We start from the raw sequence: 12,972 nt of genomic DNA, 5'->3' as shown, positions 1-12,972 counted from the left end.
TCCTCTAAAAAGCGCCCCTTTTTACTAATATTTAACTTCGCTTAAAATTTTTATATGGTAAAATATTAAGCGATGAAAAAAAGCATCTTTTTATCTTTATTATCCGGTTTATTTTTATCCTTTTCATTCTCCAGTTTCAATCTTTGGTTATTTGGCTGGTGTGGCTTGGTTTATCTTTTTATTGCCTTAGAAAATAAATCTCTACGCCAATCATTTATTATCGCTTATCTGTGCGGGATTGTTTTTTGGATTCTAACTATATATTGGCTTATTCATGTTACTTTAATCGGCCAAGCCGTATTGATTTTATACCTGTCTATTTATTTTGGCGTATTTGGCTGCGCAGTTTTTTCGTTACGATCGTTATCTCCTGCAAAACGCCTATTCTGCATACCAATTGCTTGGGTATTATTGGAATATATTCGCAGCTATTTATTTACCGGTTTCCCCTGGTCACTTATTGGCCTCTCCCAATATAAAAATTTACCGGTTATTCAAATTGCCGATATTACCGGTGCCTGGGGAGTTAGTTTCTTGGTAGTTTTGGTGAATACTGCTTTTTATTTAATTTTACGTAAGCAATCAAGAATCAAAACCTCTCTGATCATATCGGTAATTCTTATTTTATCTCTGGCATATGGATTCCATAAATTAAGTTATAAGCCTAATCTTGTAGCCGGTGCAAAACCATTAAAGATTTCCGTAATTCAGGGTAATATCCCACAGGATTTAAAATGGGACAAGCGGGCGGTTAATTTTATTTTGGATGATTATAAAGAATTGACGGCTCAGGCCGCTAACGACGATCCTGATCTGATTATTTGGCCTGAGGCATCAGTGCCTGGGTTTTGGGGGCAGGATGATCTCGAATTTGCCCAAGTTTTTTCCTTAGCCCGCCAGCTAAAAATTAATTTATTGGTGGGTGCTGTCTCACATTTTGAGCCGAATTATTTTAATAGCGCTTTATCTATAGATAAGTCCGGTGTGCCCCTGGCAATTTATAGCAAAATCCATTTGGTTCCCCTCGGGGAATATATACCGTTTAAAAAGAGTTTTCCATTTTTAGAGACGATTGTTCCTATTGGAGATATAGAGCCCGGGCGCGATTATACTATATTTAAGCAGCCTGCTGATTTTAGTGTACTCATCTGTTTTGAGGATCTTTTCCCCGAATTATCGCGCAAGTTTGTGAAGAAGGGAGCGCAATTTCTGGTTAATATCACCAATGACGCCTGGTATAAAGAGGGCAGCGCCCCTTTTCAGCATTTTGCCGCCTCAGTTTTCAGGGCGGTTGAAAATCGCGTATATCTGGCTAGGGCAGCTAACACCGGAATATCCGGTTTTATCGATCCTTTTGGCAGAATTTTGTCAGTAGTGCAAAACAGTCGTGGGTTTGAAATTTTTGTAAAGGGTTATAGCAGTCAAAATATTTATTTAATACCAGGCAAGCCCACTTTTTATAATCGTTATGGAGATCTTTTTGTAATTTTCTGCGCACTGTTTGGAGCTTGTATAGTAATATTTAATTTTTCTGCTAGAAAAAATTAAGTGATTTGAAATGAAAATGTATAAAAGATTAACAATTCAGCGTTTGAAAGTTGTCGACGAGTGTCATTGCGACCCTGAGCGAAGCGAAGGGGAAGCAATCCTTGAGATTGCTTCGTCGCTATCGCTCCTCGCAATGACACGATTATTTCTAAGAGCTGAACTGTTACATAAAATAAAACTATCAATTTTTCTGTCATTTTTATTGCTTAGCGGCTGCGCTAGCGTGGACAAATCTGGGATAATCTGGAAAGGTTCTATCGGCGTATTGGAGCCGTTTAAGAAGGATGAGCGGATTTTAGTCCTGGCTCCGCATCCGGATGATGAAGCAATCGCCTGCGCAGGGATTATTCAAGAGGCGCTCAAAGCGCAAGCCAAAGTCAGGATAGTTTATCTGACTAGCGGCGACCACAATGAGTTATCTTTTATCGTCTATGAAAAGAGGATAACCATGCGCCAGGGGGAATTTGTTTATATGGGGCAGGTGCGCCAGAAGGAGTCAATTAAAGCGATGGAATTTTTAGGCTTGTCTAAGGATGACCTGGTATTTTTAGGATACCCTGATTACGGAACCTTTGAAATTTTTTGTAAGTATTGGCAGGCCAAGAAGCCATTTCGCGACCGCCTGACCCGGATATCCAGCGTGCCATACAAGAACAATCCTTCTTACGGGGCTCAATATTACGGTGAAAGCATATTAAGTGATTTGACTAATCAGATTTTAGATTATAAACCGGATAGGATATTTGTTTCTCATCCTTCCGATGTTAATGTTGACCATAAAGCGTTATATCTATTCCTCCAGGTGGCCTTGAGTGATTTGGAAGGCAAGATTTCAACCCCAGCGGTTTATCCTTATCTTGTGCATTCTGTGGGTTGGCCCAAGCCGCGACATTATCATCCGGAGTTAGAATTATATCCGCCTGATAAATTTATCGGTTCTGAGATTGATTGGCTGCGTTTTGATTTAAGTTTTGAAGAATTGGACAAAAAATACCAGTCTATTCTTTTCTATAAGAGCCAGACGCAGTCGGCGGCGTTTTATTTATTGTCTTTTGCAAGAGAGAACGAACTTTTTGGCGATTATCCGGTTTTGGTATTAGAACCGCAACCTGCATCAGGGAATAAGGTTATTTCTTATTCTGGCGCTTCGGAAATGTTTAAAGAGGCCAGATCTTTGCAGCCTCTTAGAGAAATCGAGGAGTTGGAGGAGGATGGGTCTGTTAGTTATGCCCGGCAGGATGATTATTTTATCGTGCGCGTGGATAAGCCTAAAAAACTTAGCGCAAGGTTTGGTGTAATGCTCTATATTTTTGGGTATAGTAAGGATACTGCTTTTGCTCAGATGCCCAAGATACGCATCATTACCGGATTTGGCAGTTGTAAGGTATTTAATGGTAAAAATAGGGTTGTCGATCATGGAGTGTTGGTAGATTTTGGCAAGAATTTTTTAATTTTAAAAATTCCGCTTAAGCTTTTACAGTATCCGGATTACCTGCTTACTTCACTTAAGGCTTATCACGGTGATTTGCCTATTGATGCGGTGGGTTACCGTAAAATAAAGATTAATAAGTAAGCTATAAGCTATAAGCTATAAGCTATAAGCTATAAGCTATAAGCTATAAGCTTACCGCTTACGGCTTACAGCTTATTTAGGGTTTAAAATTATTCATAATTAACAAGGGGGGGGACACATGTTAGAACTAAAAGTTGTAAAGATAGATAAGCCTCTTGATATGAATTTTATTTTAGGACAGGGGCATTTTATCAAAATAGTAGAGGACCTTTATGAGGCTTTAGTCAACAACGTCCCAGGAATAAAATTTGGTTTGGCATTTGCTGAAGCATCAGGAGTATGTAAGGTAAGGACGCAAGGTAATGATACTTTTCTTGAAGAGTTGGCTGCCAAAAACATACTTGAGCTTGGTAGCGGGCACAGCTTTATTATTTTATTAAAAGACGCCTATCCGATTAATGTTTTAAATGCTATAAAGAATATCCCTGAAGTATGTAATATATATTGCGCTACTAGTAACCCTACGGAGGTAATCGTTGCAGAGAGCCAGAATGGGCGGGGGATATTGGGGGTTATTGATGGCCTCCCTCCTAAAGGCGTAGAGAATGAAACGGATGTTGCCTGGCGTAAGGACTTATTGCGTAAAATCGGCTATAAGCTTTGATTGTCCTTGCAAATTGAAGGTGGTTTGCTATAATTTGAATAACTTATAAATTAATATGGATTCCAAAAAAATTCGCAAATTCACCGGCCGTTTTGCGGCCAGGCTTGGTTTAAATATATGTTCTTTGATAGTCAGGGTTATTCCGACCGGCTGGCTCTATGCCTTTGCCAATAATATCGCCGCTTTAGCTTATATTTTTGCCGTAAAGCAGAGAAATATTGCTTTGGATAGCTTAAATATTGCTTTCGGTAAGGAAAAATCCCGACAGGAAATTGAGGCGATAGCCAAGGATTGTTTTATGTACATGGCTAAAAGCGCAGTTGAACTAATGTCCTTTTTTGATAAGTCCCAGGCTTTAAGAGAACGAATTGAAATTCAGGGACGTCTAAATCTGGATAAAGCATTAGCATCCGGAAAGGGTGTAATTTTAGTAAGTGCGCATTTTGGTAATTTCCCGCTTCTTTTGGGTAAACTGGCACTGGAGGGGTATAAGGCCGCAGGGATTATGCGGCCGATGCGCGACGCCAAAGTTGAAAAGATTTTCTTTGAAAAGAGAAAAAAATTTGGTGTAAGGACAATTTATAGCCAACCGCGTAATGAATGCGTAAATAATACAATTAGCGCTTTACGTAATAATGAATTAGTTTTTATACCCATAGATCAGAATTTCGGTACGGGGGGAGTATTTGTTAATTTTTTCGGAGAGAAGGCTGCTACTGCCACTGGCCCGGTGATTCTGGCGCAAAGGACAAAAGCTGCGCTTATTCCATGTTTTATTATCCGGCAGCCTGATGACAGGCATCTGATAATTTTTGAACCGGAATTAGAATTAAAAACAGGTAAGGATTCTCAAGATACCATATTGATAAATATCCAGAGGCTTACTGATATTATTGAGTCCTACATACGTAAATATCCTGCGGAATGGGGCTGGATTCACCGCAGATGGAAGAGTAAGCCTGGTTAATTCGTCCGCTACTAAATCATTACGGATTCATTAAGGAGGTGTTCCAATGGCGCAAGAGGAGAAGAAATGTTGCGGTACAACAGAAGAAAGTTGCTGTAGCTCTAAAAAAATGGTTTCTACACTTTTTAAAGTTATTCTAGGTTTAGCATTTTTAGTTTTAGGGGGATTGGCAATCCTTAAATATTGGAAAGCACTCCTCTTAATTGTTAAAGGTTGTATTGGCCTGTTCTTGATTTTAGCTGGCGTAATTACTCTAGCTATAGCCAAGGAATAACTAAAGGTTTTAAAAATTGGGGGTGGGCTTTTGATAAAAATGATTACCCTATCGCCTGTCAAAGCAGCTCTTTATTAACTAGTAGGTTTTTTAAGCTTATTTGTTATAAATGAAAAGTCTGTCTTTAAAGCTGCTCTCCTTATTTTTGTTTTCATTCTTTCTTGCCTCTTGTGCTCATTTTTACGGGATGAATGCACAGCAATCACTTTCCATAGGCATATTTTCTGCATCGATTCTGGGTACTCTTTTCTTTTGGGATTTCCGCCTAAGTTTTGCTTTCATCGGCACATCCGTTCTCTTAGTAACTAACACCATTGATTTGGAGCATGTCATTGAATTCTCCTCACTTGAAGTCATCCTTTTTTTAGTAGGGATGATGGTGATTATCGGGTTACTCAAGGATTCCGGAGTCTTTGCCTGGATCGTCAGTCTTATTCTGCGTATCCCCAAATTAACCGGAAAGAAATTTGCCTTTTTTATTGCCATTATTTCATTTCTGCTTGCTTGCACAGTCTCTGAGGTGATTTCGATTATCTTTATTGTAGCGGCCATCCTGGAGATCTGTGATTATTTTGAAACCGATCCGGTTCCTTTTATCATACTTTCCGTTTTAACCACAAATATTGGCTCTGCCGCAACGGTCTTAGGGAATCCTATCGGGATTCTTATTGCTTCTAAATCCGGCTTAACTTTTGAAGATTTTATTATAAAGGCTCTTCCTTTGGCTATATTTTGCTTTATAACCACTATCATTATTTCTTTCTTTTGGTATAGAAAATCTATTAAAACTCTCACTGAACAGATAGGCAAGTTTGAGGCTAATGATATTTTAATTAAGCTGATTTCTATACCGGCGCAGAAGAACTTAAAAATAAGTTTGTGGATATTCGGGGTCATGCTTGTTTTTATCTCCTTACATCACCGCATAGAGTTAGCCCTGAAGTTATCTCCAAATACTGTTTTGTTGGTTGTGCCCCTAATTACCAGTGGATTAGTGATGATCTGGAAGCACCAACGGGCCAGAAAGTTTATTGAAAAGGATGTGGAATGGTGGACGTTGCTTTTCTTTTTACTTTTATTTGTTCAGGCAGGGACATTAAAGTATACTGGAGCAACTGTCTTTATCGCCAAGCACATGCTTGAGGCAACGGGAAACAATATTAATTTTTTGATTTCTTCGATACTCTGGATAAGTACAATAGGCTCAAGTGTCTTGGATAATGTGGTTTTGGTTGCCGCTTTTATTCCTGTTGTGCAGGGATTTCAGAGTCTAAATATAAATCTTCACCCATTGTGGTGGGCGTTACTTTTTGGTGGGTGCTTAGGGGGCAATATTACACTTATCGGTTCAACCGCAAATATTGTGGCAATAGGCATCCTTGAAAAGGAGAAGCGGGTCAAAATAAACTTTTTTACCTGGTTTTGGGTGGGTTTGAGCGTGGGATTGGCCACCACATTTATCGTGATGATAGCGTTAATCTTTCTGCCGTTTTATAGATAGCTTGACAAATAAAAAGATACGTGATAATTTAATAGTAATCTAAAAAGATTCTGTTTCGCTCTCTAAAGCTTAATAGACGATAGAGTTACACAGGAATATTAAAATTCCTTCGAAGCCCCACTAGCTATAACAAGTTAAAGGGCGTAGAAGACAGGAGGATAAGATGAGCCTTAAGAAACTCACATTTTTGTCCGGATTTATTATTTTTTTGATGACTATTACGTTTACCGTTTCTGCCGAAGAACCTGTTGTGGCACCGCTAGATTCTACGGCTATTTCTTCTGACCAGCAGGTTGTGCCCAAGAATACAAACGAGACACAGTGGGCCTGGGGAGAAGTAACTAATTTAGATGTTTTGGCAAAAACACTTACTTTAAAATATCTTGATTATGAAACTGACCAGGAGAAGGAGCTTGTTTTAACCGTTGATGATATGACGGCCTTTGAGAATATTAAAAGCCTTGATGAAATAAAAATAAAAGACACTTTAAGCGTGGATTATATGGTAAGTAGCGATGGTAAGAATATTGCTAAGAATATTAATTTTGAGAAACCGGATTCTTCAACTGCTGCTATTACCCCTGTTGTGGAAAATACCAAACCTGCGGCAATGGCTGAGCCTATTATTACCGATACATCAATGCAGCAGGCAGCTGCTCCTGTGGAGACGCCTATGCAGGCACCTGTAGTTACGCAGCCAGAAGTTCAGCCAGGAATTGTTGCTGAACCATCTGCTCTAATCAGCCAGGCACCAGTACAGGCAGTATTAACACCGGCTCCGGCCACCCAAGAGGGCCAAACTCAGCAATAATTTGTTATAAATATTATTTTAATTAGGCAGGGCTTTTAAAAACCCTGCCTATATTTTATTATGCTAAAACTGATTATTTTTGATTTAGACGGTACATTAGTGGATGCCTATGCGGCGATTAATAGCAGTTTTAATTATGTGATGGGCAAGCTGGGATTAAAACCACAAAGCGCAAACACTATCCGCCTGGCTGTAGGATGGGGAGACGCCAATCTTCTTAAGCCGTATATTCCCAAGAAGCATTTAAAACGCGCTTTAAGCCTATACCGTAATCATCATAAGCACAGCTTACTTAAATACTCGCGCCTGTATCCGCATGTTAAGCTTCTTTTGCGGTATCTTTTAAATAAAGGTTGCAAGCTGGCGGTAGCCAGTAACCGGCCGACTGAATTTTCTCTTATTCTTTTAAGGCATTTAGGCCTGATAAAATTTTTTGATTATGTACTTTGCGCTGATAAATTAAAATATGGTAAGCCCCACCCACAGATTCTAAATACGATAATCAGGAGGTTTGCCTTTAAGAAGTCTCAAGCGCTCTATGTCGGGGATATGGTTATCGACGCGCAAGCCGGCAGGCGCGCGAAAATCAAGACCGTAATTGTTACCGGCGGCTCAAGTAGCAATCTTCAGATTAAGAAGGAGAGGCCTTTTAGGGTTATCCCTTCAATTGAAAGACTTCTAGATCTGTTATAAAAACAAGGGGGACGGTTCTCTTAAAAAAGAGAACCGTCCCCTGGATTCTTCTTGACACTGTAGCTAATCGGTAATATATTAAAAATAAACATGATAAAGAGTCTTAAGTTATTTGGTTGCCTGATTTCCTTACTGTTTTTTGCGGGATGTTTTTCGACAAAACCACATTTTGCGTTAGATAACTCTTTGGCGGGAGAGTCGCTTAGTCCATACGCCGGAGCGCGCGTAAAAATAGCAATTAACGATTTTGAACTAAAAACTTCCGGCCTTGACGCACAGGTTGGATTGGCGTTAAAAGATTATTTTATCAGCATTCTAAATACTACAAAGCGTTTTGTTATAACTACTCCGCAGGAAGCGGATTTAATTGTCAGCGTTGGGGTTATCGAGTTTATTCCGGAGAGCTCGGGCGGCAAGTCGGGATTAGCCGGAGGGGGAAGCGCCGCTGGCGGTTTTATGGGTGGTTTATTAGGGGAGGCCCTAAATAAAGCAAATATGCAATTGAATTTGCGTATTATTGACCGGGTTAGCGCAAACGTAATGAGTAATCGCGATATTCAGAGTCAAGCAGTGGAGAATCCCGGGAGAAAAATAAGAACTCCTCATGATAAAGCCTTTAAGGCCGGTTTAAGCGAATACGCGCAAGGACCGATGGGTAAGGTTATTCATGATTGTTTAATCGAGGCAGCTCGTTTTATCTCACAGAATGTACCACTAAATTATTACAAAAACTAATATGGGAAAAAGAAAACGCAGAGGAAAACTTAACTGGCGTTCCAAAAAAGCTAATAAAGGCAGAAAACCTAATTTAGGGTAGATTCCCGCATATGGTTTTACTTTGGATCTTAGCCAGCACATTTTTAGTCAGCCTCATATCCTTGGTGGGTATTTTTACCCTGACACTTAAAGATAATTTGCTGCATAAGATTCTTTTTTGCCTGATTGGTTTTTCTGCAGGCGCACTTATCGGAGGCGCATTTTTACATATCCTTCCGGAATGTTTAGAAAATAATAAAAGCTCTATAGTATTCTCTTACCTGATTCTGGGAATTATAGTTTTTTTCCTTATGGAAAGGTATCTACATTGGAGGCATTGCCACGAAGAGGGAGGTGCTTGTAAAACTCACGCTTTCACTTACCTGAACTTAGTTGGAGACGGATTCCATAATTTTATCGATGGTATGGTAATTGCCGCAAGTTTCATTGTTTCTTTGAAGCTTGGGTTGGTTACTACTTTGGCAATTATACTGCATGAAATTCCTCAGGAGCTGGGTGATTTTGCCGTCTTGGTTTATGGCGGTTTTACCAAAAGGAAGGCGCTTTTGTTCAATTTCGCTTCGGCGCTTATGGCGATCATCGGGGCGATTGTAGGTTATTTCATAACTGATCTTACTAAAAGCTTTTCGAATTTTATCCTGCCTTTTACGGCTGGCGGCTTCATTTACATCGCAACCAGCGATCTGATTCCTGAGCTTCATAAAGAAAGCGACCTGAAGCGTTCAACCGTTGCTTTTTTTGCATTTTTAATGGGCATAGTATTTATGGCGCTAGCAAAAAATCTCTTACCAGGGTAACCGATTTATTTCCAATGAAAGAAGCCTCTCTTTACGTCCGATTAGACGGTCAAACGGTGCACTGCCAGCTTTGCGCGCATAACTGTAAGATTCAGGAAGGTAAATTTGGTTTTTGCGGGGTAAGGCAGAATATCAAGGGAGTTCTTTATACTCATAATTATGGCAAGTTGGTAGCGGTAAATGTGGATCCAGTTGAAAAAAAACCGCTAAATCATTTTCTTCCTGGTTCTTTAGCTTTCTCTATTGCCAGCGCCGGTTGTAACTTCCGCTGCGGCTTTTGTCAAAACTGGCAAATTTCTCAACTCGATTTCCTTAAAGACCATCCTGGGGAAGACTTTAGCGCTGCTAAGGTTATAGAACTAGCTAAACAGAACAATTGTAAATCAATAGCCTACACATATACCGAGCCGACTATTTTTTTTGAATTTGCATTGGAGACGGCGATACTGGCTAAGCAGGAAGGAATAGCCAATATATTTGTTACTAATGGGTATATGACCGCTAAGGCGATCTCGGTGCTTAAGCCGCATTTGGATACGGCTAATGTTGATCTAAAATTTTTTAAAGAAAGTTCCTATCAAAGGATATGTTCGGCAAAATTAGCCCCTGTTCTTGATTCTATTCGTTTATTATATGATACTGGAGTCTGGGTTGAAATTACGACTTTGCTGATTCCCGGAGAAAACGACTCTCCGGAGGAGTTATCCGGGATTGCAAAATTTATCTCCGGGATAAGTAAAGATATCCCCTGGCATGTCTCTAGTTTTCATGCGGATTATAAATTTACTTCTTATTCAAATACCCCTGAACAGACCCTAAAGGCAGCCTATGATTTGGGTAAAGCCCAAGGATTGCGTTATGTGTATGCCGGTAATGCCTATGGCTGGGGCCAGGATACTTTTTGTATCCAATGCAAAAGAGTCATTATTAAAAGGGAAGGATTTAATATAACCGAATCCAGCCTTGCAGGCAATAAGTGCAAATTTTGTCAGGCAATTTTACCTGGAGTGTTTAGTTAAAAACCAGGGGACGGTTCTCTTTCTTAAGAGAACCGTCCCCTGGTTTTCTACCAATTTCCCATAAAGATTGTATTGACAGCTTACGATGCTAGGTTTAAAATAAAGAATAGAACTTGATTAGGCTTACAGCTACCCCTATGAGACAATAGGGGTATATTTTTACAACTCTTTATATGGAAGATAAGAATAACCAGTTTAACCCTAAAAAATGTATTGTTTTCTTTGATTTTGACAATACCATTGCTACTTGCGATGTGTTTGATAATATGCTTTTGCTTTTTTCCAAGGATGACCGTTGGGTAGAATTGGAGAAAAGATGGAAGAGCGGTAGGATTGGTTCAAAGACCTGCCTTGAAGGGCAACTCAGAGGCATGGATCTAAACAGGGTGTCTTTGGATGCTTATTTGTCCAAGATCAAGCTTGATCCCTATTTTAAGCCGATTTATAAGCTGCTGCAGGCTAAAAAAATCAAGAGTTTCGTCTTAAGCGATAACTACGACTACATACTTAATAAAATTCTGAAGATCAACAGGATAAATAACCTTAAAGTTTACGCAAATAAACTAAGGTTTTCTAAAGGTAAAGTAGTTACAGATTACCCATTCAAGGATAAAGATTGCCAGATTTGCGCGCATTGCAAGACAAAAAATCTTTTAGCTAAAGCGCCAAAAGGGGCTACGATAATCTATGTGGGGGATGGCGAATCAGATGCCTGTCCGGCAAAATACGCCCACGTTGTATTTGCTAAGGATCATCTCCTGCGGCATCTTAAAGAGAGTAAGTTGGATTATATGGCTTTTAATAATTTAAAAGACGTTCTTATCTATTTAAAAAGGAAATTAATATGAGCCCGAAACAATTGGTAAAAACAGCTAAAAATAAAAAATCCCATGACGACCTGCTTGATCTTGAATCAAAATATTGTTCATGGGGGGACACGGTGCATTATGCCGAAAAACTAAACATATTTAAGAGTTCCGAAGGCAGTTACCTTTATGACCAGGAGGGTACACAGTATTTGGATTTACAGATGTGGTATTCGGCAGTCAATTTCGGTTATAGAAATCAGCGTTTGAATGAGACATTAAAGAAACAAATTGATACTTTACCTCAGTTAGCCTGTCAGTATTTGCATGAAGAAAAGATTCGTTTAGCCGCTAAATTAGCGCAGAAGAACCAGTGTGCTTTTGAAGAAAAAGGCAGGATCCATTTTAACGTTGGCGGATCAAGTGCCCTGGAAGATTCATTAAAGCTGGTACGTAATCATACCGGGCGCAGCCTGGTTTTTGCTTTTATGGGTGGTTATCATGGCAGGACCTTAGCTGCATCAGCGATTACTTCAAGTTTTAGATACAGGGAGCGTTTCGGCCATTTCGGAGATCGAGCGATGTTTGTGCCTTATCCTTACTGTTTCAGGTGCCCTTATGATAAAAAAAGGGATTTCTGTGATATGTATTGCCTGAAACAATTCGAGAGGCTTTTTGAAACGGAGTATTATTCTGTTGTAAATAAAAAAAATAACAAATGTGAGTTTGCTGCTTTTTATGTTGAACCCATCCAGGGTACGGGAGGCTACATTGTTCCTCCTCAGGAATATTATTCAGGATTAAAAAATATATTGGATCATTACGGGATCCTTCTTGTTGATGATGAAATACAGATGGGATTTTTCCGCACAGGGAAGTTTTGGGCGATTGAGCATTTTAACATTACTCCAGATATAATTGTTTTTGGCAAGGCTCTGACCAATGGGTTGAATCCCATAAGCGGAGTCTGGGCCAAGGAAAAACTTATTTCTCCCGATGTTTTTCCTCCGGGGTCGACTCATTCCACATTCTCATCCAATCCTTTAGGGACTGCCGTAGGGCTTGAAGTAATGAGGTTAATCGAAGAATCGGATTTTGCTATTTCCATTCCTAAGAAGGGCAGGTATTTTATTGCGCAACTTAAGAAACTGCAGAAGAAATATCCGCAAATTGCAGATGTGGATGGTATTGGTTTAGCTTTGAGGATGGAAATATGCGAGAAGGATGGCTATACTCCAAATAAGGAGCTTACGGATAAGATTGTAAATTTGGGATTAAGCGGGTCCTTAAACGTTAGAGGTAAAAAGCAGGGATTAATTTTGGACGTCGGCGGTTATTATAAGAATGTTTTTACTATTGCACCCTCTTTTTATATTACCGAAGATGAAATCGATTTAGGTGTGGAACTTTTTGAAGAGGCATTGAATAGGGCGTTGAAGAAGTCATAAGAATCGTAATGGTTAAGCTATTGTAAATATTTGTGTCATTGCGAGGAGCCGAAGGCGACGCGGCAATCTAATGCAAGATTGCTTCGTCCGCCACTAAATTAATGGTGGACTCGCAATGACACCAAAGGAAGCTTTTGGTAACTGAATTGTTGAC

The 12,972-nt window shown here is 39.6% G+C and carries 13 protein-coding genes; all 13 read left to right on the top strand.

What is annotated here, in order from left to right:
* The first annotated feature begins 72 nt into the window (after window positions 1–72).
* The 13 genes from lnt (at window position 73) to PHC29_03045 (ending at window position 12,818) form a co-directional block, all read left to right on the top strand.
* The gene (gene lnt, locus PHC29_03105) at window positions 73–1,548 is read left to right on the top strand and encodes an apolipoprotein N-acyltransferase (GenBank protein ID MDD5108481.1); all 1,476 of its coding nucleotides are present in this window, start codon (window positions 73–75) and stop codon (window positions 1,546–1,548) included.
* A 10-nt stretch (window positions 1,549–1,558) separates the two neighbouring features.
* On the top strand, window positions 1,559–3,121 hold the full coding sequence (locus tag PHC29_03100) for a PIG-L family deacetylase (protein ID MDD5108480.1): 1,563 nt from the start codon (window positions 1,559–1,561) through the stop codon (window positions 3,119–3,121).
* 118 nt (window positions 3,122–3,239) lie between these two features.
* Window positions 3,240–3,725: an adenosine-specific kinase gene (locus PHC29_03095; protein ID MDD5108479.1), complete on the top strand. Its 486-nt coding sequence runs from the start codon at window positions 3,240–3,242 to the stop codon at window positions 3,723–3,725.
* Between the two features lie 55 nt (window positions 3,726–3,780).
* Window positions 3,781–4,692 carry a lysophospholipid acyltransferase family protein gene (locus PHC29_03090; GenBank protein MDD5108478.1) on the top strand — a complete coding sequence of 304 codons (912 nt, stop codon included), beginning with the start codon at window positions 3,781–3,783 and terminating at the stop codon, window positions 4,690–4,692.
* Between the two features lie 46 nt (window positions 4,693–4,738).
* Window positions 4,739–4,966 (top strand): hypothetical protein, encoded by a 228-nt coding sequence (locus PHC29_03085; protein ID MDD5108477.1) that lies wholly within the window; start codon window positions 4,739–4,741, stop codon window positions 4,964–4,966.
* A gap of 145 nt (window positions 4,967–5,111) precedes the next feature.
* Entirely contained in the window at window positions 5,112–6,467 is a 1,356-nt protein-coding gene (locus PHC29_03080; protein ID MDD5108476.1) for an SLC13 family permease, read from the top strand.
* A gap of 163 nt (window positions 6,468–6,630) precedes the next feature.
* The gene (locus tag PHC29_03075) at window positions 6,631–7,278 is read left to right on the top strand and encodes a hypothetical protein (GenBank protein ID MDD5108475.1); all 648 of its coding nucleotides are present in this window, start codon (window positions 6,631–6,633) and stop codon (window positions 7,276–7,278) included.
* 60 nt (window positions 7,279–7,338) lie between these two features.
* Complete coding sequence (locus tag PHC29_03070; protein MDD5108474.1) at window positions 7,339–7,971, top strand: HAD-IA family hydrolase; 633 nt, start codon at window positions 7,339–7,341, stop codon at window positions 7,969–7,971.
* A 90-nt stretch (window positions 7,972–8,061) separates the two neighbouring features.
* Complete coding sequence (locus PHC29_03065; protein MDD5108473.1) at window positions 8,062–8,706, top strand: CsgG/HfaB family protein; 645 nt, start codon at window positions 8,062–8,064, stop codon at window positions 8,704–8,706.
* A gap of 92 nt (window positions 8,707–8,798) precedes the next feature.
* A complete protein-coding gene (locus tag PHC29_03060; protein MDD5108472.1) occupies window positions 8,799–9,545 on the top strand; it encodes a ZIP family metal transporter in 747 nt (248 codons plus the stop codon).
* Between the two features lie 14 nt (window positions 9,546–9,559).
* Window positions 9,560–10,564, top strand: a complete 1,005-nt coding sequence (amrS, locus tag PHC29_03055) for an AmmeMemoRadiSam system radical SAM enzyme (GenBank protein ID MDD5108471.1) — start codon at window positions 9,560–9,562, stop codon at window positions 10,562–10,564.
* 173 nt (window positions 10,565–10,737) lie between these two features.
* Window positions 10,738–11,412 carry an MtnX-like HAD-IB family phosphatase gene (locus tag PHC29_03050; protein ID MDD5108470.1) on the top strand — a complete coding sequence of 225 codons (675 nt, stop codon included), beginning with the start codon at window positions 10,738–10,740 and terminating at the stop codon, window positions 11,410–11,412.
* Complete coding sequence (locus PHC29_03045) at window positions 11,409–12,818, top strand: aminotransferase class III-fold pyridoxal phosphate-dependent enzyme (protein ID MDD5108469.1); 1,410 nt, start codon at window positions 11,409–11,411, stop codon at window positions 12,816–12,818. Before PHC29_03050 ends, PHC29_03045 begins: the two co-directional genes overlap by 4 nt.
* Window positions 12,819–12,972 lie beyond the last annotated feature (154 nt).

The sequence above is a fragment of the Candidatus Omnitrophota bacterium genome (assembly GCA_028712255.1).
Taxonomy (GTDB): domain Bacteria; phylum Omnitrophota; class Gorgyraeia; order Gygaellales; family Profunditerraquicolaceae; genus UBA6249.
The sequence above is the reverse complement of the archived record's forward strand: the minus strand, read 5'-3'. Positions and strand labels throughout refer to the sequence as shown.

Coding starts and splice junctions, on each gene's coding strand:
- lnt (MDD5108481.1), top strand. CDS start 73: ATGAAAAAAAGCATCTTTTTATCTTTATTATCCGGTTTATTTTTATCC.
- PHC29_03100 (MDD5108480.1), top strand. CDS start 1,559: ATGAAAATGTATAAAAGATTAACAATTCAGCGTTTGAAAGTTGTCGAC.
- PHC29_03095 (MDD5108479.1), top strand. CDS start 3,240: ATGTTAGAACTAAAAGTTGTAAAGATAGATAAGCCTCTTGATATGAAT.
- PHC29_03090 (MDD5108478.1), top strand. CDS start 3,781: ATGGATTCCAAAAAAATTCGCAAATTCACCGGCCGTTTTGCGGCCAGG.
- PHC29_03085 (MDD5108477.1), top strand. CDS start 4,739: ATGGCGCAAGAGGAGAAGAAATGTTGCGGTACAACAGAAGAAAGTTGC.
- PHC29_03075 (MDD5108475.1), top strand. CDS start 6,631: ATGAGCCTTAAGAAACTCACATTTTTGTCCGGATTTATTATTTTTTTG.
- PHC29_03070 (MDD5108474.1), top strand. CDS start 7,339: ATGCTAAAACTGATTATTTTTGATTTAGACGGTACATTAGTGGATGCC.
- PHC29_03065 (MDD5108473.1), top strand. CDS start 8,062: ATGATAAAGAGTCTTAAGTTATTTGGTTGCCTGATTTCCTTACTGTTT.
- PHC29_03060 (MDD5108472.1), top strand. CDS start 8,799: ATGGTTTTACTTTGGATCTTAGCCAGCACATTTTTAGTCAGCCTCATA.
- amrS (MDD5108471.1), top strand. CDS start 9,560: ATGAAAGAAGCCTCTCTTTACGTCCGATTAGACGGTCAAACGGTGCAC.
- PHC29_03050 (MDD5108470.1), top strand. CDS start 10,738: ATGGAAGATAAGAATAACCAGTTTAACCCTAAAAAATGTATTGTTTTC.
- PHC29_03045 (MDD5108469.1), top strand. CDS start 11,409: ATGAGCCCGAAACAATTGGTAAAAACAGCTAAAAATAAAAAATCCCAT.